Annotated in this window: 17 protein-coding genes; 1 reads left to right on the top strand and 16 read right to left on the bottom strand. The window is 50.3% G+C overall.

Features of this window, described 5'->3' with window-relative positions:
- Positions 1-79: 79 nt before the first annotated feature.
- The gene (ilvD, locus tag BCS37_RS05265; protein ID WP_069180484.1) at positions 80-1732 is read right to left on the bottom strand and encodes a dihydroxy-acid dehydratase; all 1653 of its coding nucleotides are present in this window, start codon (positions 1730-1732) and stop codon (positions 80-82) included.
- Between the two features lie 192 nt (positions 1733-1924).
- The gene (gene cobO, locus BCS37_RS05260; RefSeq protein WP_069180483.1) at positions 1925-2461 is read right to left on the bottom strand and encodes a cob(I)yrinic acid a,c-diamide adenosyltransferase; all 537 of its coding nucleotides are present in this window, start codon (positions 2459-2461) and stop codon (positions 1925-1927) included.
- A 48-nt stretch (positions 2462-2509) separates the two neighbouring features.
- Here cobO and BCS37_RS05255 point away from each other — a divergent pair, with 48 nt between their 5' ends.
- Positions 2510-4132, top strand: a complete 1623-nt coding sequence (locus BCS37_RS05255) for an SGNH/GDSL hydrolase family protein (protein WP_069180482.1) — start codon at positions 2510-2512, stop codon at positions 4130-4132.
- A gap of 33 nt (positions 4133-4165) precedes the next feature.
- On the opposite strand, the gene queA is transcribed toward BCS37_RS05255, so the two are convergent.
- The 14 genes from queA to BCS37_RS05185 form a co-directional block, all read right to left on the bottom strand.
- Positions 4166-5197: a tRNA preQ1(34) S-adenosylmethionine ribosyltransferase-isomerase QueA gene (gene queA, locus BCS37_RS05250; protein ID WP_069180481.1), complete on the bottom strand. Its 1032-nt coding sequence runs from the start codon at positions 5195-5197 to the stop codon at positions 4166-4168.
- A gap of 17 nt (positions 5198-5214) precedes the next feature.
- Positions 5215-6363, bottom strand: coding sequence for a SpoIID/LytB domain-containing protein (locus BCS37_RS05245; protein ID WP_069180480.1), 1149 nt, complete (start codon positions 6361-6363; stop codon positions 5215-5217).
- A gap of 21 nt (positions 6364-6384) precedes the next feature.
- Positions 6385-6981 carry an epoxyqueuosine reductase QueH gene (locus BCS37_RS05240; RefSeq protein WP_069180479.1) on the bottom strand — a complete coding sequence of 199 codons (597 nt, stop codon included), beginning with the start codon at positions 6979-6981 and terminating at the stop codon, positions 6385-6387.
- Position 6982: 1 nt separating this feature from the next.
- Complete coding sequence (gene ruvB, locus BCS37_RS05235) at positions 6983-8020, bottom strand: Holliday junction branch migration DNA helicase RuvB (protein ID WP_069180478.1); 1038 nt, start codon at positions 8018-8020, stop codon at positions 6983-6985.
- Between the two features lie 11 nt (positions 8021-8031).
- The gene (gene ruvA / locus BCS37_RS05230; protein ID WP_069180477.1) at positions 8032-8634 is read right to left on the bottom strand and encodes a Holliday junction branch migration protein RuvA; all 603 of its coding nucleotides are present in this window, start codon (positions 8632-8634) and stop codon (positions 8032-8034) included.
- Between the two features lie 18 nt (positions 8635-8652).
- Positions 8653-9147, bottom strand: coding sequence for a crossover junction endodeoxyribonuclease RuvC (gene ruvC, locus BCS37_RS05225; RefSeq protein WP_069181550.1), 495 nt, complete (start codon positions 9145-9147; stop codon positions 8653-8655).
- Between the two features lie 59 nt (positions 9148-9206).
- Entirely contained in the window at positions 9207-9935 is a 729-nt protein-coding gene (locus BCS37_RS05220; protein ID WP_069180476.1) for a YebC/PmpR family DNA-binding transcriptional regulator, read from the bottom strand.
- 41 nt (positions 9936-9976) lie between these two features.
- On the bottom strand, positions 9977-11179 hold the full coding sequence (tyrS, locus tag BCS37_RS05215) for a tyrosine--tRNA ligase (protein ID WP_069180475.1): 1203 nt from the start codon (positions 11177-11179) through the stop codon (positions 9977-9979).
- 15 nt (positions 11180-11194) lie between these two features.
- The gene (locus BCS37_RS05210) at positions 11195-13285 is read right to left on the bottom strand and encodes a transglycosylase domain-containing protein (protein WP_069180474.1); all 2091 of its coding nucleotides are present in this window, start codon (positions 13283-13285) and stop codon (positions 11195-11197) included.
- 130 nt (positions 13286-13415) lie between these two features.
- Positions 13416-15773: an endonuclease MutS2 gene (locus BCS37_RS05205; protein WP_069180473.1), complete on the bottom strand. Its 2358-nt coding sequence runs from the start codon at positions 15771-15773 to the stop codon at positions 13416-13418.
- Between the two features lie 9 nt (positions 15774-15782).
- Positions 15783-18287, bottom strand: coding sequence for a DUF3656 domain-containing U32 family peptidase (locus BCS37_RS05200; protein ID WP_069180472.1), 2505 nt, complete (start codon positions 18285-18287; stop codon positions 15783-15785).
- A 5-nt stretch (positions 18288-18292) separates the two neighbouring features.
- Positions 18293-18952 (bottom strand): SMC-Scp complex subunit ScpB, encoded by a 660-nt coding sequence (scpB, locus tag BCS37_RS05195; RefSeq protein WP_069180471.1) that lies wholly within the window; start codon positions 18950-18952, stop codon positions 18293-18295.
- Positions 18939-19667 (bottom strand): segregation and condensation protein A, encoded by a 729-nt coding sequence (locus BCS37_RS05190; protein WP_069180470.1) that lies wholly within the window; start codon positions 19665-19667, stop codon positions 18939-18941. The genes scpB and BCS37_RS05190 overlap by 14 nt, the downstream gene beginning before the upstream one ends.
- Before the next feature lie 8 nt (positions 19668-19675).
- Positions 19676-20305 carry a site-2 protease family protein gene (locus BCS37_RS05185; protein ID WP_006691987.1) on the bottom strand — a complete coding sequence of 210 codons (630 nt, stop codon included), beginning with the start codon at positions 20303-20305 and terminating at the stop codon, positions 19676-19678.
- Positions 20306-20310 lie beyond the last annotated feature (5 nt).

Below are 20310 nucleotides of genomic sequence, written 5' to 3'. Positions count from 1 at the left end.
TAATGTAACGCCATTATAGCGAATAACGTCCATAAAAACAACCCACAGGAATACAAACTCCTGTGGGCTACAAAATGTTTTACTGCAAAACAGCACCTGCATTTGCAGATGTTGTCAGCTTCGCATAGCGGGCAAGATAGCCCGTTTTGATCTTAGGTTCGGGCTGTACCCAGTTTGCACGTCGCTTTGCAAGTTCTTCGTCACTGATTTCGAGTTCAAGTTTACGATTCGGAATATCAATTGTAATCATGTCGCCGTCTTCGATCAGTGCAATCGGCCCGCCCGACATAGCCTCCGGCGATACATGACCAACACAAGCCCCCTGACTTGCCCCGCTGAAACGCCCGTCTGTAATCAGTCCAACCCTGAGCCCCATTCCCGTAATGACCGCCGTCGGATTGAGCATTTCCTGCATACCAGGACCGCCCTTCGGTCCTTCGTAGCGGATGACAACCACATCCCCATCGTGAATCTTTCCCTCCATAATGGCGTTGACACCGTCTTCCTCAGAGTTAAAGCACCGTGCTGTACCGCGATACACGAGCATATCATCTGCAACCGCCGATGCCTTGACAACGGCGCAGTCGGGAGCAAGGTTTCCGCGCAGGATGGCAAGTCCCCCCTCAGGACGATACGGATGATCCACACTGTGAATCACCGTAGAGTCCAGAACCTCTGCGTGTGCAATGCGCTCACGTACCGTTCCCGTAACGGTCAGCGCATCCAGATGCAACAGATTCTTCTTGGACAATTCCTTCATCACCGCAGTAATGCCGCCTGCCTCATTCAAATCCTGCATATGATGCGTACCCGCTGGGCTCAGCTTCGTAATATACGGTGTACGTCTGCTGATCTCATCGAACAGCGGCGGTGGAAGTTCGATTCCCGCCTCGTGTGCAATCGCCGTAAGATGCAGAACCGTATTCGACGAGCCGCCGATCCCCATATCAACCGTGATCGCATTCTCAAATGCCTCACGCGTCATGATGTCACGCGGACAGATATTTTTTTCAACAAGATCAAGGATAACCGCTCCCGCATGCTTTGCCAGCAAGCGACGCTCGCCTGTGTATGGAGCTGGAATCGTGCCATTGCCGGGAAGCCCCATACCGAGCACCTCGGTCAGAGAGTTCATCGTATTTGCTGTAAACAGACCGGAGCAGGAGCCGCAGCTCGGGCAAGCATGTTCCTCAATCGCCGTCATTTCACGCTCGTCCATCTTTCCCGCCGCAAACATACCTGCAGCCTCAAACGCCTGACTGACACTGATATCGCGTCCGCGATGACGGCCAGCGAGCATGGGGCCACCACTGACAAGAATCGCAGGAATATTGAGACGTGCCGCCGCCATGAGCATCCCTGGTACAACCTTATCGCAGTTTGGAATGAGGACAAGTCCGTCAAATCCCGATGCCATAGCAACAGCCTCGATGGAATCTGCAATCAACTCACGGCTTGCGAGGGAGTATTTCATCCCTGTATGCCCCATAGCAATACCATCACAGACACCGATCGATGGAAACTCAATCGGCGTTCCGCCTGCGGCCGCCACGCCAAGTTTCACGGCTTCCGCAATTGTATTCAGATGGAAGTGCCCCGGGATAATCTCGTTAAACGAGTTACAGACACCGATGAGCGGCTTTCTGAGATCCTCAGAGCCGTACCCATTTGCATGAAAAAGTGAGCGATGTGCACAGCGTGTCGCTCCCTTTTTTACAACATCACTTCTCATAAAAACTCTCCCAATCTACAAAATCATTTATGGAAATACACATATCCATAAATCAAAGCAACCTAAAATACATGACAGAGATTTTAACGCATTCCATGTTTTTTTTCAATAGCATATGCCAAAGAGAGCTCATCTTTCATAGCATACAGTGAATGAATATGTTATAATCTGATTGCTTCTCTCATCCCTATATTAAAATTCGATTCCCTTCTGCGCCTTTATTCCCTTCTGAAAAGGGTGCTTGATCAGGCGCATTTCGGTGACAAGATCCGCTCGATCGATAAGTTCTGGTGCAGCATTTCGCCCTGTGAAAATCAGATGTGTTCGCTCAGAGCGCGCAGAGAGCAACTTCTCTAGATCCTCCAGTTGAAAAAAACCAAACGAATAAGCATAGTTGAACTCATCAAGAATGACCATGTCCCATTCATCACGCTGAAGTTCATCGTATGCAAGAGCGAGAAGTTCGACTGCGGCATGTTGATGTTCTGCCTCTTCCCCATCCCCTCTCTGGGAAAAGCCAAGTCCTCCTTGACGAATTTCAATCCGACCGTTTTCAGAGGCAAGAGCTTTGATGCCTTCCAATTCTCCGTAGCTCCAACTCCCCTTGATGAATTGCAGGATGAGAACACGTAGATGATTGCCCCATGCGCGCAGAGCCATTCCAAGAGCTGCCGTCGTCTTCCCCTTTCCGTCACCTGTGTGAACAATGACAAGGCCTTTGTTTTCCATATTGACTCCTCACTTTCTGAAGAACTGACAATAAATTTGGGTGAACGTATGAAGTATTACTTTTTTTTCACGGGTATCATTTTTCTTGCTGTCCTCGGGTGCATTTTCCTCATTGAGAAAATGGACTTTCTAAACTTAAAGCAAATCGACATCATCGCCGAAGTTCACGAAACGGGCGGTATCTCGACACTGACGTGGGAGCGCCTCCCCTATCCCTGCTATTATCGAATCGATACATATATCAAGACAACCGGCACAATCTCCGGTGAGTCCGTCTACGAATACATAAAGACAGAATTCAGCACCACGCCAACCTGCAAGATCTCCTCCGCACCGATTCCATTTTATTATCGCATTACTGCTTATGGAATGTTCGGTGCTGTAACATCACCATCGACGCCCATTTCCACACCATATTTTATGGCAAAATCCCCCATTTCCATCTATCATTATACGGAAGAACATCCCGCCAGCCTCATGCCATTCCTCATATGGCACAGTATCCCAGATGCCGTTCTCTATGAGATTGAACTCCTCTCCGAACCACCGGCACAGGAGGGTGGGACAGCCCCGTCCCCGACGAACCATTTAACAAGTACGCGTAATATTTTTACGAATGGGTGGCAGGCGGATCTTCGTGCCTATGCATCCTATGAAAAGATCTATTGGAGAGTGCGCGCTCTTGGTCTAAAAAACGAACCGATTGGAGAATTTTCGATCGCAGAACCTCTGTATCTGGATAAATCCGCAGAGTACCCAAATCGACCGATCCCCAATACATATGATCAAGTGCTAAATTTCCGTCAACCGCTCTATCCTGTATATCAATGGATTCCGCTCAACGGAGTAACACGTTATGAGGTCGAATTGCTGACAGAACTTCCCGCAGAGGAACATGGAACGCAACCAGATCCAAACCGTGCATGGGCACAAAAAATCACCGCCACCAACTCCATTTACGACGAGTATGCACGCCCCTATGCCGGTACATATTACTGGCGTGTGCGTGGTCTGGACACCGAGGACAACACAATTGGTACATGGTCGGATCTCGCCTCATTCACCGTTGATGCCACGGACAAGAATCGCGTCTATGCGGCGGCACTCGGGGACAGCATTACACACGGAGGCGGAGCCATATCGAGTTCACCTGCATTCCTCGAATACAGCTATACAACCTATCTCCCATTTGAATGTATCAATCTTGGGCGAAGCGGCGATACCTCTCATACAACATTGGAGCGCTTCGACCAAGATGTGCTTCCACTCCATCCGGCAAACCTTCTGATTTTAACCGGTTCGAACAGTCTGCGAGCGAACGGCATAACTGCACAGGATATCATCCAAGATTTGGAAGAATTGCAAAAGAAATGTCTTGCACATGGCATCCGTCCGATTTTCCTGACGCTCCTTCCGCTCAACCCGGAACGCATTACACTGGCCTTCCATTCAGAGACAGATCTCTCATGGAAATGGAAAATGACCGCCGTCAATACATGGATTCGATCACAGGAATTCTATGTGGACATGGAGCCATATTTCTACGATTCACAAAGACTCATCCTTGATCCTCGTCTTTCTACGGACGGACTGCACCCAGACATTAATGGGAAGCGCATGATGGCGGAAATCATCAGTGAACATTGCAATCTGTTCCGTGAACTGCCGTAGCAAAAAATAACGCGATGAAAGATCGCGTTATTTTTATGCTCTTGATTGAATGAACATAGCGTCGCCAAAGGAAAAGAAACGATATTGTTCTTTGACAGCAGTCTGATATGCCGCAAGTGTAAACTCCCGCCCGGCAAAGGCACTGATCAACATGATCAAGGTAGACTTTGGCAAATGAAAGTTCGTAATCACAGCATCTACAATTTTGAATTCATATCCAGGATAGATAAAGATATCCGTCCATCCATCACCTGTTTCAACAGTCCCCATATCCACGGCTGCGGATTCAAGTGTGCGAATCGACGTTGTCCCAACGGCAACAATCCGCCGCCCTTCCTTCTTCGCCGCATGGATGAGTTCTGCTGTCTCCATTGGAACAGAATAGAATTCCCGGTGCATAACATGTTCCTCAATGGTATCGACATGAACCGGTCGAAACGTTCCAAGACCAACATGAAGCGTAACAAAGCCAAATTGAACGCCTTTATCCCGAAGCTCATCCATCAGTGATTCTGTAAAGTGAAGCCCTGCCGTTGGGGCTGCAGCTGAGCCTTTTACGCGGCTGTATATTGTCTGGTAGCGCTCCTGATCCGCGAGCGACTCATGAATATACGGCGGCAGAGGCATATTTCCCATGCGATCCAGAATTTCCTCAAAGACACCATCATACATAAACCGCACAATGCGTCCGCCGAACTCTGTATGCGCGATAATCTCACAGGATAATTCTTCACCAAACTGAATAATAGAACCAACACGAATCTTTTTTCCTGGTTTAACGAGAGTTTCCCATTGATCTTTATCAATCTGGCGAAGAAGAAATATCTCAACCTTCCCCCCTGTCTGACTGCGTGCACCAATGAGGCGTGCAGGGATGACACGCGTATCATTAAAGATCAGGACGTCGCCCTTGTCTAGGAAATCTCCGAGCTGAAAGAAGCGTTTATGCTCGATTATACACTCTTGGGGGTTTAGCACCATAAGACGAGAACTGTCCCTTGGCTCTGCGGGAGTCTGGGCAATACGCTCCTCTGGCAGATTGTAATCGAAATCAGAAATATCCATGCAGATATACACCTTGCCTAGTATAATTTTTCAAGCGTTACACCAGAATAATAGTGGAGAAGGATATCCTTGTAGTTTTTTCCCTTCTCTGCAAGTTCTTTTGCCCCCCATTGGGACAGCCCAAGTCCATGACCAGAACCATAGCCACTGAATATGACTTCCCCACCACGGAAACGTATATCGAACAACGTGCTTGGCAGAGAAAATATGGAGCGCAAATCATTTCCTGAAAGAACAACGCTCCCCGTCGTACCGATAAACAATACTGATCGAACGCGTCCAGATAGGCTGCGATCGCCGCTTCCCTTCCCAATACTCAGTGGCGAAAGGCGAATTTCTTTCAGTGTTCCAAGAGGTTTTCCACTCTTTTCCATTTTTTGCATCAATGCATCCAGGGAAACTGAACGCTCCCAAGGCTGTGTCTGCATTTGAGATTCGATGACAGCGCACAGGTATGGAACGGAACTCCCCCACACATTTTCACTAGACTCGGTCATTCCACCGGAATCTGTGTGAAAGAGCGCGTCGATAACCTCACCTTTGTAGAAGAGCACCTCCCCATGTGTCCTATTGACTGCCTCTGTCGTCGTCCACATTTCAGCAGACATCCCTTCATATACTTGACAATGTGAGGTGCTGCAAAGATCGAAGCCCTCTGAGGCGTGTCTCTTGCGATTTTTCAGGGCAAAGGTACGTGCTGCCACGCTCTGTGCCCGCAGAGCCTCTGCAGACCAACTCGGAGGCATCTCTTTCGGGACTACGCCGCAGAGATAGTCCTCTACAAGAACATGGTTAACGACGGTGAGCCCCTTCCTTTTCAAGAGTGTGATATATCCGCGATATGGCGCATGATTCACACGGATGAATCCGTCAGCACCGGGCTGGATAATCAATTGATCTCCTTTGATTTCCTGCCCATTTGCCATGATCTGATCTCGCAGGATACGAACATTTAGTTCGCTGCCCTGTGGAAGCTCAAGAATCGGTTTGCTTTCAAGATCTTCATATACATAAAGGACACCGCTTGTAGATGACAGGTGAACTCCAGATAGTCCCTGACTCAGTCCAATAGTGATTTCAGGCTGCCATGAAGCAGATGTCTGCGATGGCAGTGCGGTGATTACCGCAAAGAAAAAGAAAATACAAAGGCGAAAATAACGATTCATTGTAAGCCTCGCTTTCGCTGATTACGCCATGAGGCGCAGACGTTTTTTCTCTTTATTTTCCTTGCGCTGCAACTTTCGGAGGGAGCGGCTGTAACGCTCCTCTTCACTGAACACACAGCCACAATAAGACTGTCGATAGAGGTCCATCTCCTTACTGAGATCAATTCCATCCTGCCAGCCAATGCGAAAATCCTCGTAGTAGAATGACACCCCATACGACGCCGCAAAGTCTTCCGCAACTGCACGCATAAGCTCGTGCTGCTGATAGATACTGTAAAACAGCGTCGAGGTAAATGCATCAAAGGCATGCTCCGAGGCATACTTCGCAGTCTGTTCCAATCTCCAAGCGTAGCACATCTGGCAGCGCCCCTTCCGCATCCCCTCTGCCGGAAGTGCTTTTTTGAGGAAGTCACGCAGAGAGTACGCTTCATCTGCAATGAAATCCATCTCGGAAAGTTCCGCAAATTTCCTTGCATTTTGGAGACGTTCCTCCCATTCCTTGTAAGGATGGATGTTGGGGTTGAAGAAATACCCCGTAGGCTCGATTCCATCGGTGCGGAGTTTTTTCAAAGGATAGCAGGAACATGGCCCGCAGCACATATGCATGAGCAATTTCATCTCAGAGCAGTTCTCCTTGTCTGTCATCATATTGTGGATATGGAATCCCCATATGCTCGTACCCAATGCGCGTAACAATCCGCCCACGTGCCGTACGTGCAATGAAGCCTAACTGAATCAGATAGGGTTCATAGACGTCCTCTATTGTTTCCACCATTTCACTAAGTGCTGCCGCCAAGGTCTTTAATCCGACAGGTCCGCCGGAAAATTTTTGAATCATGACCTCAAGCATGTAGCGATCCTTGTTCTCGAGACCATTCTCATCAACCTCGAGCGCTGTCAATGCCTCGACTGTCACAGCCTTTGATATAATGCTCTCACCTGCCACTTGTGCAATGTCACGCACACGCTTTAGGATACGATTTGCAACACGCGGAGTTCCACGTGAGCGCCGCGCAATCTCCAACGCCCCCTCCCGATCAATATGGACAGAGAGAATTTCTGCCGTACGTTCAATGATGAGCAGCAAGGCCTCCGGCGTATAGTACTCCAAACGTAACTGAATACCGAAGCGATCACGCAGTGGAGCCGAAAGAGCCCCTGTCTTGGTCGTTGCTCCAACAAGGGTAAACGGCGCAAGATCGAGGCGCAGGGAGCGAGCACTAGGCCCTTTTCCAATGATGATGTCGATGGCGTGATCCTCCATTGCCGAGTAGAGAATCTCCTCAACATGATGAGAAAGCCGATGAATCTCATCAATAAATAGAACATCATGCTCCTGCAAATTTGTAAGCAGGGAGGCAAGATCTCCCTGCCGTTCAATCGCAGGGGCTGATGTTTGACGAAAGTTAGCCCCCATCTCATTCGCAATAATAGCTGCAAGCGTTGTTTTTCCGAGTCCTGGCGGGCCATAGAGGAGCACATGATCGAGCGCTTCGTTTCGCGAGAGCGCCGCCTGTATGAATTTGGACAAGTTTGACTTCACTTTGTCCTGTCCGATGTATTCACTCAAACGTCGCGGGCGCAGACTGTACTGCCAGCCGTCTGTCGTCTGCTCCTCGAAGGAAACAAGTTCCCCGTCCTCATACATATCCGTCATCAAATCCCCCCTCAAAAGCGCTGCAGCTCTGCCAACGCATAGCGAATAATCTCTTCCGTACTTTCCCAATCGTTCCTTTTCTTCAGCACAGACTGGATTTCACTCTGCCCAAAGCCTAGACTTAGAAGTGCTTCCGCTGCTTCAGAGAGTTTATCTCCCATAACGTCAGAAGAATCAGGCGTTTGTCCTGGAAAAGAAGCATCGTCAAAAGAGGTGGACGCAAGTTTATCCTTCAGTTCCAAGATAATCCGTTCGGCGGTCTTTTTGCCGATCCCAGGAAGTTTCGTAATTGCCTTGACATCCTTCTGATGAATCAAACCGTAAAATTCGTTTGCCGTCGTTGCCGAGAGAATCCCCTGCGCTACCTTCGGACCAATACCAGAAATGCCAATTAAATGTTGAAAGAGATCGTACTCATCCTGCGCAAAGAATCCGTAGAGGAGGATGGCATCCTCCCGCACATGTGTATGAATATAGAGCATGACTTCTTCGCCAACATTGATATGATTACGCGTCTGATGAGAAACAAACACACGATAGCCAACATCACGGACATCTAAAAAACAATAATCTGGAAATGTATAGGCAACTCTTCCGCGTAAAAATCCAATCATTGATTCTATGCCCCCCATCTACAGTCGATTGCGCCAGGCAATGTTGTCCACGCAGTACGCGGCACTGATGGCAACGGCAAGGGCATCAGCCGTGTCATCAGGATGTGGCGGAGACGGGAGATTCAAGAGTTTTGTCACCATGTATATGACTTGTTCCTTCGTCGCCTTCCCATAGCCCGTAACAGACTGCTTGACCTGCAGCGGTGTCCGTTCCACAACCCTAATATTATTCTGCGCGGCTGCAAGAAGTACGACACCGCGTGCCTGCCCGACCGGAATTGCCGTTGTCACGTTCCGATTGAAGAAAAGCTGCTCTACCCCCATCGCATCAGGCGCATACTTCTGAATCAGCATTTCGAGTTCTGTATAGATTTTCAACAGGCGCCCCTCCACCGCCATTTTCGACGGCGTTGTAATCGCACCATAAGCGTGTGGGCGCAGACGCGAGCCTACCAGCTCCACGAGGCCATAACCGCAAATAGCGGTTCCTGGATCGATCCCGAGTACTAACATCTTCTCATTCTTAAAAAAGTGCAGACAGCTCGTCTGCACTTTAATAAGCACCCCTCCGCTTATTCATCCATCTCATAGTTGCTGTAGACATTCTGGACATCATCATTGTCCTCGAGCGCGTCGATGAGCGTCTGCATCTTCTCGGCATCCTTGTCGGCAAGACGAACCGTTGTATCCGGAACCATTGTTACCTCGGCAGATGCCGTCTCGATACCCTTTTCTCCAAGAACTTCCTCTATCGCTTCGAAGGCTTCCGGCTCGGCAACAATCTCAAAGACATCGTCCTCTGCACGCATATCCTCTGCACCTGCCTCTAGAACGATCTCAAGGAGGGCATCCTCATCGTCAAACGCCTCGCGCTCCACGATAAAAACCGCCTTCTTCTTGAACATCCATGCAACACAGCCATCCTGCCCGAGGTTACCGCCGTACTTCGAGAAGAGATGGCGGACATCCGCCGCCGTACGATTGCGGTTGTCGGTCAGGATATCGAGCATGACGGCAGTACCGCCAGGACCATACCCCTCGTAAAAGAGCTCCTCATAATTGCTTCCCTCAGTTGCACCAAGCCCCTTCTGAATAGCACGATTAATATTGTCCTTTGGTATGTTGTTTGCCTTTGCTTTGGAAAGTGCGAGTTTCAGGCGCATATTCCCCGTAGGATCTCCGCCGCCCATGCGCACAGCAATCGTAATCTCGCGTCCGATCTTCGTTGTGATCTTGCCGCGAATAGCGTCATTTGCGCCCTTTTTACGCTTGATATTCGCCCATTTTGAATGTCCCGACATCGTTCAATCTCCTTTCTGTCCTGCTCTCAAAAAGCATTCCCTCAATATACAAGCTGATAGTGTTTTTTCTTTCCTTTTTTGACCAATGCAGTACCCGCAGAGAAATCTGTTTCCTGCAGAATGTAATGTTCGTCTGCAACGCGCACATCATTCAGTGTGAGCCCACCTTGCTGAATCAGACGACGCGCTTCACTCTTTGACACGAAGACCTTGCCTCTTGTGAGGGCATCCACAAGTTTTTCGCCCACGGCAACAGAAATTTGCGGAAGCTCTGCCGCTACACCACCACTAAAAAGGGCTTTTGCCGTCTTCTGTGCCTTCTTTGCCTCCTCATCACCGTGAACAATCTTCGTTACCTCATAGGCAAGAATTTCTTTCGATTTGTTGATCCCCTGCTCCTCAGCGGCTGCAAGATGACGGACTTCATCCATCGGAAGGTATGTTAGGAGAGAGAGGCAGATCTCGACATCTGCATCATCAATATTGCGCCAATACTGGTAGAAATCATAGGGCGATGTTTTTTCGGCATCGAGCCAAAGCGCACCCCCTGCCGTCTTGCCCATTTTCGTACCGTCACTCTTTGTCAGCAGTTTGTTCGTAAGACCAAATACCGTGGTATTTTTTTTGCGGCGGCAAAGTTCTACCCCTGCAATGATATTCGACCACTGATCATCGCCGCCCATCTCCAGCTTGCAGCTGTAGCGTTTGTTGAGCTCCATGAAGTCATACGCCTGCATGATCATGTAGTTGAACTCAAGGAAGGTCAGCCCCTTCTCCCAACGCTGCTTATAGCTCTCGGCAGCAAGCATGCGATTGACAGTAAAATGCGCTCCGATATCCCGAAGCAGATCGATGTAGTTGAGCTTTCGGAGCCAGTCCCCATTGTCCACCATGATTGCCCGATCTTCTGAAAAATCAATGAAGTGGGAAATCTGCCTGCGAAAACAGTCACAATTATGACGAATGGTCTCATCGGTCATCACCTGACGCATATCCGTCCGTCCCGAAGGATCACCGACCGTTCCCGTACCTCCGCCAACAAGACAAATGGGACGGTGTCCTGCTCGCTGCATATGCGACATTGCCATGAGTGCAATCAAATGCCCTGCATGGAGGCTGTCTGCTGTGGGATCAAAACCGGTATAAAATGTGACCTGCTCTTGTCCGAGAAGCTCACGCAGACCTTCTTCATCGGTGCATTGTGCAAGAAATCCACGATCTTTCAGTGTATCAATGACATTCAACGTACAACCTCTTTCTTAGTTCTTCCCTTTTTCTACACCCATGCCCGGCTCAGGGGCTTCTTCTGCAGAGGAAGATGTGGAATGGGACGGGGGGGATGGAGCGGTATCAGCACCACTCTTTCCAGCATCAGAAGTAGTTGTCTTCCCTGTTTCTTTACCCTTATCGTCCGTTTTTTTCTTTGCATCCTTATCCTTTTCAGGATTTTCAAGTGAGAGTCCTGTATCGGACGAGGCGGCAAAGGATGGTGAGTTCTCAAAATGGCGCACAGGGAGTCCTGCATGGGCTTTCAGCATGAACGCCTGCCAGATGACGGCAGGCGTAGTCCCGCCCGCCATGCCATGCAGGTCACTGACGCTGTCATTTCCAACCCAGACACCCGCCACCAGATCCGGCGTATAGCCGACAAACCATGCGTCATGATAATCGCTGGTCGTTCCTGTCTTTCCTGCAGCAGGTCTGCCGATGTTGGCACGTGTGCCCGTACCGCGTCGAATGACATCCTCCATCATCGCCGTCATCGTGGCAGCATTGGCTGCCGAAATTACACTTTTTTCCTTTCGCTGGGTTTCTTCCAGAACCTTTCCCGTGCGGGAAACGACGCGGACAATTGCGACTGGATCCACATGAATGCCCCGATTTGCAAAGGTTCCATATGCGCTCGTGAGTTCGAGTGGTGTAACCCCACGCGTCATGCCGCCAAGTGCGATGGCAAGATTACGGTCATTCGTTGCTCCATCGAGGACGAATGTTGATATCCCCATCTCCTGCGCATAATAAATTGCCTTGTCGATGCCGATATCCTGTGCAATTCGAACCGTAGGAACATTCAGCGACCAACGTACAACATCGCGCAGCCGTACTTTACCGGAAAAGTTACGGCTATAGTTCTGCGGCTCCCACCCGCCGACTTTTAGCGGTTTGTCGTCGATAATGGAGTCCGGCGTATATTTATTCTCGAGTGCCGCGACAAAGACAAAAGGCTTAAATGCAGATCCTGGCTGACGCACAGCCTGCACAGCACGGTTGAACTGATCTGTGCCGCGTCCGCCAACCATTGCGCGGATATATCCTGTATGCGGGTCGATAGCCACCAATGCCCCCTGCGGCTGAACAATTCCATTTGCATCGGTAAAGTATGTCGGAAGGTTCTGCATCGCATTCTCTGCTGCCGCTTGAAGATCCATATCAATGGTGGTATAGATCTTCAAACCATCCTTATAAATTGCATCGTCCCCATATTTCTCAGCAAGGATCTGAAGTACATAATCAATAAAATAGGAGGGCCCTCTGACTCCATCATTGCTTGGTTTTACAATGGACAGCGCTTCCTTCTTCGCGACATTTGCCTCACTCTCACTGATATAGCCGTATTTGACCATCTGATCGAGAACAACACTTTTACGCTGGGTTGCTGCCTCCATATTGTTGAGCGGAGAGTAGTAGTTTGGACTCTTTGGGATACCGGCAAGCATTGCACATTCATTCAGCGTCAGATCTTTGGCATCCTTGCCAAAATAGGTGCGTGCTGCCGCTTGAACGCCATAAGCCCCCTGACCAAAATAGATTTGGTTCATGTAAAGTTCCAGAATTTCATCTTTCGTGTACTGGCGTTCGAGCTGAAGTGCAAGAAATACTTCCTGTACCTTTCGTTTCAGCGTTTGATCCTGCGTCAGATAAGCATTCTTAGCAAGCTGCTGTGTGATGGTAGAACCGCCCTCGGTGACCGTACGTCCGCGAACATTCGCCCAAATGGCACGTATGATTCCGCGCGGATCAATGCCGATATGTTCGTAAAATCGATTGTCTTCGACTGCAATGAAGGCATTTTGAAGATCTTTTGGAATCTCGTTGATCCCAATAGGTCGGCGATTCTCTGCCGCATGAATATTGGCAATCTCATTGCCGTGAATATCATAGATCTGTGACGATGCCGGCGGAACAATATCCTCCGCCAGATTTGGTCTGGTATTCAAACTGGCAGTAAGGAAGCCGCATCCTACGCCAATAATCATGACGAACAGAATCAGTCCTATGACAAGAATTGCTTTTCCAAGAACGGAGCCGTTATTTGACTTCTTTGTTGCTTTTTTTTCGCTTTTCTGCATAGATACCTTCCTGTCTGGATGTTTCTCCAATGTGCATGATCTGTATGTCTAATTCTCCTTATTCTAACACAAACTGGAAAATTTGTAAGGATATTTTGTCAAAAATGAACCCACATACTGACAGAAGTAGTCATCTCAGCTCCACAACCGTCGCTCCTGTGCCCCCCTCAGAAGCATCTGCATACGAGAATTTCAGGACGGAGCGATGGCGTTTCAAATACTCCTGCAAGCCTTGCCGTAGAGCCCCTGTTCCCTTTCCATGAATCAGCAATACTTTAGAAAGGCCGGTAAAAACAGCATCGTCAATAAATTTTCCGAGCACAGATTCTGCTTCGGATACCGTCATGCCGCGCACATCAATCTGCGGTCTGATTTCTGCCGACTTTCTGGAAATGGATGCCGCAATATGCACCTTTTCTGTACTCTTTTTCTGTTTTTTTCGGGCGACAAACCTGCACGCACTCATTTTGACAATTGTACGCAGTCCGCCTACCTGCACGGTTATTTCCTTGCCCTGAACAAAGAGTACTGTTCCCTCCTGTGCAAGGCTTTCTATATAGACGGTATCGCCACTCTGGATTTCATCAGGACGGACTGGTTTTCCGACCGATGCCTTTCCCTCAATACGCGAGGACACATACGCCTCATCCAGTCTATTTCTAGCTTCCTGAATAGCCTTGCGGCGTTCCTTTACACCATGATCGTCAAATTGGTCTTTGAGTGATTTGATGGTTTCCTCGGCACTGCGCCGCGCCTCACGGACAATATTGTTTGCCTCCTCACGCGCTTTGTGTAGGAGTTCCTGCCGCGATGCGGCAAATGTTTCCCGTTCGGTACACAGGCGTTCCTCAATAGCCGTTATTTCGCGCTCTTTATTGCGTAGTATGCGGTTCTTCGCTTCATAATCCTTCTTCTCCCGTTCGAGTTCATTGACGACACGTTCAAAATACGTATGTTCTTCGTTGATATAGCTTTCCGCACGCGCGACAATACCCTGCAGCAGACCAAGCTGTCGGCTGATCGAAAAGGCATTGCTCGCCCCCGGAATCCCAATCAGAAGCCGATAGGTAGGGCGCAGGGTTGTTAAATCAAATTCGACAGACGCATTCTCAACACCTATCTGTGTGTAGGCATACGTCTTGAGTGCTGCGTAATGCGTTGTAGCGAGAACCGCAATGTTCCGCATCAGAAAATGCTCAACAATACTGCGTGCCAAAGCTGCACCTTCATCCGGATCCGTCCCTGCCCCGACTTCATCCAGCAAAACCAGATCCCCCTGTTCCGCCTTGTTGATGATGCGAACGATATTCCGCGTATGCGCCGAAAAGGTCGAAAGACTCTGCTCTATGCTCTGTTCGTCTCCTATGTCCGCATAGATATTGCGGTAGACAGGGAGCTCCGAATCCGGCGCTGTCGGCAGAAAGCAGCCAGATTGAGCGAGAAGCACCAAGAGCCCCAGTGTCTTCATGCTCACAGTCTTGCCGCCAGTATTCGGTCCCGTAATCAGTAAAATTGAGAACGTCTTCCCAAGCTCCATATCGATCGGGACAACTTGATCCATTGGGAGCAGAGGATGTCGTGCCCTCTTCAGATGAACAACACCGCTTTGGTTCAATGTGGGTGGATATGCCTGCATTTCACGCGCAAGCCCCGCACGGGCAAAGATAAGATCCATCTCCGAGAGAATCGTGCAGTTCTCCGAAAGGATGTCTGCATTCTGTGCAATCTCAGTCGAAAGCCTCTGCAGGATCCGTTGGATTTCCTGCTCGCGTGCAAGCTCCATCTGCCGCACGGTATTGTTCAGCTCCACGGTCGCGAGCGGCTCCACAAAGAGTGTCGCCCCACTGGCAGACTGATCGTGAATCACGCCCGGAAAATAATTGCGGTATTCCTGCTTGACCGGAATGACATAGCGCTCATCGCGTACGGTAACAATGGCTTCCTGAAAGTATTTCTGATTTGCTGCATCGTGCAGAATCGCAGAGAGGCGATCCTTGACACGCGCCTGCGCCGTTTGGAGTTCGCGTGTGATCCTGCACAGTTCGGGACTGGCATCGTCACGGAAATTGCCATGTTCATCAATGGTATCTTTGAGATGACGCTCCACCATACCGAGAATTTCAATTAATTTTGCCATCGCCTTCAGATGCGGGACATCCAATGCGAGATCGCGAAAGAAGTATTTCACATTCCGCATCCCGCACATCGTACTCATCACGGAGCGCAGTTCATCGATCTCAAGGACAGCACCCATCGACGCTTTTTTCAGCAGTATACGCAGATCATAGATCCCCCCGAACGGCGGCGACTGCATCTGCTGAACCTGCACCGCCTCCGCCGTCTCATGATGGAGGCGCACGACTTCGTCATAATCTCCGCTTGGTATGACACTGCGGCAAAGTTCCTTGCCGCACATGGTGGAGGCAAACGAAGCAAGCCAATTTGTGATTTTCCCGTATTCCAAAACCTTAAATGACTCAGTGTCCATGTGTACCTCTTATAAAATGCCACGGAAATAATGCCCGCGCGTAATGTCTTTGCCCTCCTGCATACGCAGGTATTCCTCATCTTCCTCGCTGCGCGGGGCTTTGCGCCCGAGTGCATCCCGATACATCCGAACGATGCTCTGCAATTCGCCGTAGGAAAGACCACGCCCCTCGATCCGCAGGGTTGCGGCCCCCATGCGCCGAATCTGATGCACATAGGGCAGCAGGGACAGCTTTTTGCTGTTGAGTATGTGCATACGGCAGAACTGATCCGTCATCACAGGGAAATCCACATTCTTGCGGTCACGGAGAAAAAATTCCTGTCTGCGGCATGGCATGGAGCATTTTCCCGTATCAAGCCCCCCGAGGAAGCTTCCCAAGACACAGTATTCCGAAATCATGAGCGGGAGACGCCCGCTGACAACCACAGTGAGCGGAATGGGACTATCCTTGACAAGACGTTCCATCTGTCTGCCGTTGAGCTCCAGTGACAGCGTTGCCTCGCCGAATCCATGTGCATGCAGAAAGCGAAGTGCAGACGGATTATAGGAGATCATCGAATAATCCGCATGGAGTGTCACGGGCACACGATCCCGCGCAAGATATGCCGTTCCAATGTGATGAACGTGCAGGGCTGCGGGCTGTTTTTCTCCAAAGCTCTCAAACAGGCGGATCAGAGCCGCCTGCTCGTCCCCTCGTACAATGCGCGGCGTATTGTAGTCGATGCGGATTCCGCAGTCCTTCGCATAATCCCAAGCAGCCGCATAATCCCTCGGTTGGAGTGCCACTCCACGAAATGATTCCCCGCCGTAGAGAATGCCGTCCGCACCTGCAGCAACAGCAGTCTTCATCGCCTCCATATCATCAACGGCAACCATGAGTGTCGCCGGCTGCAGCGCTCCAAAACCCAAGGATGGCAGGAGCGAATCCACTGCGATCTGTTCTACAAAACGCACGCTAGAGGTACGTTTTTCCTCAAAGTGCTGTATGCGCAGTTCTTCCAGTGCGGAAATGGCAGAGCGACGCAGATTGTTCAGCTCACTGACCGGCACCATTACCGCATCATCCCTATCACAGGAAAGCTCTGCAAGGGAAAACAATGTCGTACCAAGACGCCCCATCTGCTTTTCAGCGGTCTCGATCGTGAGCGGCCGATTGTTCGCCGAAACAACAATGTAGTCGCTCTCTGCCGTCGCTGTGTTCCCCTCATCGTCCGTAAATGATAGGCGCAGCCGTTCTCCAAGTCGCGCATGAAGAACGGCGCGCAGCGGAATGCGGTCACAGGAGTCGGCATCATAGGAGTGCCTTGCCGCATTCATGAGTTTTGCGTCATAGACCTTGAATACACGGTCATGAACGTGCACTTTTCCCCGTATGGGAAATGAAACAATATCCCCCGCAGCAGCCTCCGCACATTCCTTTCTGCACTTATCATACAGGTGCTCGATCTCAGCACTGACACGCCCGCCGACCTTGACCCAGAAATCCACCTGATCGTGTACGGCGAGTGCTCTGGTAAGCTTCACGGAAACCATCTGCGCAGCGTGGTCATATACCGTGACGCGTCCAATCAGAAGTCCGCGATTGTTCGGACGGCGGTCGCTCATCATATACCGACCCTGTCGCTTTTCCATATATGCCGTTGTAAAATCACGATTGAACACCTGCGCCAGATGATCGCGATCTGTATCATCGACAGCATCCCTTTTAGGGTTGAGGTGGTGATCGATCGCCTTGCGATAGGTATGCACAATCGTCGCAACATACTCCGGACGCTTCATGCGCCCTTCGATTTTGAGGGAATCAATGCCCGCATCAAGCAGCTGAGGAATGAGTTCGACTGCATTCAGATCGCGCGGTGAGAGAAGGAAGTTGCCGGCAGATTCACCGAGCACGTCACTTCCCTTTGCATCAACCAGCGTATAGGGCAGACGGCAGGGCTGTGCACAGCGCCCACGATTTCCGCTGCGGCCGCCAATCATGCTGCTCATCAGGCACTGTCCCGAATAGCAGACGCAAAGTGCACCGTGCACAAAGCTCTCGATCTCAACGCGGCTCTTCCTGCAGATATCCCGAATCTCGGCAATGGAGAGCTCACGCGCCAACACCACACGCGAGAAACCGAGTTCCTCAAGTGCCTGAACACCTGCAATATTATGTACTGTCATCTGCGTGCTCGCGTGAAGCGGCATCTGCGGCACAATCTCCTTTGCCAGCCGCACGGCACCGAGATCCTGCAAGAGAATCGCATCCGCTCCCGCATCGTAGAGAAAGGAGAGGTACTCTTTTAATTGCGAGAGTTCTTCACTGTCGACAATCGTATTGACCGCAACATGAACCTGCACATTTTTCAGATGCGCATGACGAATGACCTCTGCCATCGCATCTTCATCGAAGTTGGAGGCGTAGGCTCGTGCACCGAACATTTTTCCCGCCAGATAGACAGCATTCGCACCGTTTTCAACCGCCGCAAGAAACGCTTCCTTTGTCCCCGCAGGAGCGAGTAGTTCAACCAATCCATTCAATCCTTTGCAGTATGCGAAAGTACAGAGACGTTCTGTTCCCCCATGTCAATATCGTCATGCGTCGCATCGTGTTCCACTATGTCCGCAGCAGCACGCATCTCCTCGAAAAGACGCAGCTGGTCGTCGTCCAGCGTATCCTTTACATCATCCATATCGGGCAATGCAGGAAGATCCGCAATCTGCTCCAATCCAAATGCACGCAGAAACAGATCGGTCGTCCCGTAGAGAATCGGACGTCCGATCACCTGCTTGCGCCCCATTTCGCAGATCAGCTCAAGTTCAAGCAGACGCCCGATCGAACGCTCCGCACGAACACCGCGGATGTGCTCTATTTCCTGCTTCGTAATCGGCTGCTTGTAGGCAATGATGGAAAGCGTCTCCATCGCCGAGGACGACAGCGTCGGCTGCACTGTTTCCGACAGTTTTTTCACCCATGGAAAGGCATTCGGATGCGTCACAAGCTGATAGCCACCTGCTGATCTGCGTAAAAATATGCCGCTCCCCCGATCCGACAGGATGTGTTCTAACTGTGTCAGGGTCTCCTGTACCTCCCATTCGGGAGCTTCGATGATTTCAGCCAGTTTCGGCAGTGAGAGTGGAAGTCCGGCAGCAAACAGCACGGCTTCCAAAATGGCTGCCCGACTAAGAGACTGCACGGCTTCCCTCCTTTTCCGAAATCACGATTTCATAGTAAAGATGCTCCTGCGAGAGATATACCATCTGCATCTTGGCAAGCTCCAAAAGTGCCAAAAATGCAGACAACAGCTCCTCACGCGTCCCCGTGGGAAAGGCATCGCTCAGCTTGATCCTGCCGTTCCTGCGGCGCAGCAGCGTGAGGATGTCCGCCATCTTGTCCTGCACACGGTATTCCTCCGCAGATACGACGATTGCCGGAATCACAGGCTCCTCACGAATGCGCTGCACATCGGCAAAGATCCGCATCAGGGACTCCGCCGACAGCCCCGTAATCGGAAGACGATGTGCGGGAAGCGGCATCGGTGCACGCTCCACATAGGGGCTCTGCGCATCGCTCAGAGAAAAGAGAATGGATGACACCTCTTTGAAGCATCGGTATTCAAGCAAACGCTCCACGAGCTCCATGCGTGGATCTTCTTCCGTCTCCTCCTCTGCATTAGTCTTTGGCAGCAGCATACGCGATTTGATCCGCAGAAGGGTCGCCGCCATCACCAAAAACTCACTCGCATATTCAATATCAAACTGGTACAGCGTATCAATGTAGTCAAGATACTGACGTGTCAGGTCTGCAATAGGAATGTCATAGAGATCGATCTTATTCTTTTCAATCAGATGCATGAGGAGATCCATTGGCCCCTCAAATGTATCCAATTTCACAAGGTAATCTGTCGCCATAGAGGATCCTAGAACAGAAGAATGCTGCCGACGATCTTATAGACACTGTATACCAACTGAAAAAGAGGCATCAGGACAACACTTAGCAGGGGTGTTGCAATGAACACAATCATAATGAGCAGACTGTATCGTTCGATCGACTGATAGCGATAGGCGAGATCCGGCGGAAGCAGGTTGCGCAGAATATGCGAACCATCGAGCGGCGGAATCGGGAGCATGTTAAAAATTGCAAAGTTGACATTGTAGACGAAAATCATCTGAATGATCCCATAGGTAATGGAAGAAACGTCAACATTGTGCGTGCGGATGAACAGGATGATGTAGAATGCAATAAACCCAAGGAGCAGATTCATCGCAGGACCTGCGACGGACACGAGAATATCATCCCGTTTCGGCTGACGAAAATTACTGGGATTGACCATCACGGGTTTCGCCCAACCAAAGCGCACGAGAAACAGCATAATCAGCCCGATTGGGTCAATGTGCGCACGCGGGTCAAGCGTCAGACGGCCCATAAGGCGCGGCGTAAAATCCCCGAGCGATACAGCAGCGCGTGCGTGTGCGTACTCGTGAAACGTCATGGCAATGATGAGCCCGGGGATCCCGAGCAGCATCTCTTCAAAGTTAAATCCGAACATACACT

Source organism: Selenomonas sp. oral taxon 920, assembly GCF_001717585.1.
In the GTDB taxonomy this organism is placed as follows: Bacteria; Bacillota; Negativicutes; order Selenomonadales; family Selenomonadaceae; genus Centipeda.
Note: the sequence above shows the minus strand (reverse complement) of the source record. Positions and strands in the feature narration are given on the sequence as shown.

What these genes read in the sequence shown, in the direction of transcription:
- ilvD (WP_069180484.1), bottom strand. Translation starts at nt 1,732, where the DNA reads ATGAGAAGTGATGTTGTAAAAAAGGGAGCGACACGCTGTGCACATCGC.
- cobO (WP_069180483.1), bottom strand. Translation starts at nt 2,461, where the DNA reads ATGGAAAACAAAGGCCTTGTCATTGTTCACACAGGTGACGGAAAGGGG.
- BCS37_RS05255 (WP_069180482.1), top strand. Translation starts at nt 2,510, where the DNA reads ATGAAGTATTACTTTTTTTTCACGGGTATCATTTTTCTTGCTGTCCTC.
- queA (WP_069180481.1), bottom strand. Translation starts at nt 5,197, where the DNA reads ATGGATATTTCTGATTTCGATTACAATCTGCCAGAGGAGCGTATTGCC.
- BCS37_RS05245 (WP_069180480.1), bottom strand. Translation starts at nt 6,363, where the DNA reads ATGAATCGTTATTTTCGCCTTTGTATTTTCTTTTTCTTTGCGGTAATC.
- BCS37_RS05240 (WP_069180479.1), bottom strand. Translation starts at nt 6,981, where the DNA reads ATGAAATTGCTCATGCATATGTGCTGCGGGCCATGTTCCTGCTATCCT.
- ruvB (WP_069180478.1), bottom strand. Translation starts at nt 8,020, where the DNA reads ATGACGGATATGTATGAGGACGGGGAACTTGTTTCCTTCGAGGAGCAG.
- ruvA (WP_069180477.1), bottom strand. Translation starts at nt 8,634, where the DNA reads ATGATTGGATTTTTACGCGGAAGAGTTGCCTATACATTTCCAGATTAT.
- ruvC (WP_069181550.1), bottom strand. Translation starts at nt 9,147, where the DNA reads ATGTTAGTACTCGGGATCGATCCAGGAACCGCTATTTGCGGTTATGGC.
- BCS37_RS05220 (WP_069180476.1), bottom strand. Translation starts at nt 9,935, where the DNA reads ATGTCGGGACATTCAAAATGGGCGAATATCAAGCGTAAAAAGGGCGCA.
- BCS37_RS05210 (WP_069180474.1), bottom strand. Translation starts at nt 13,285, where the DNA reads ATGCAGAAAAGCGAAAAAAAAGCAACAAAGAAGTCAAATAACGGCTCC.
- BCS37_RS05205 (WP_069180473.1), bottom strand. Translation starts at nt 15,773, where the DNA reads ATGGACACTGAGTCATTTAAGGTTTTGGAATACGGGAAAATCACAAAT.
- BCS37_RS05190 (WP_069180470.1), bottom strand. Translation starts at nt 19,667, where the DNA reads ATGGCGACAGATTACCTTGTGAAATTGGATACATTTGAGGGGCCAATG.
- BCS37_RS05185 (WP_006691987.1), bottom strand. Translation starts at nt 20,305, where the DNA reads ATGTTCGGATTTAACTTTGAAGAGATGCTGCTCGGGATCCCCGGGCTC.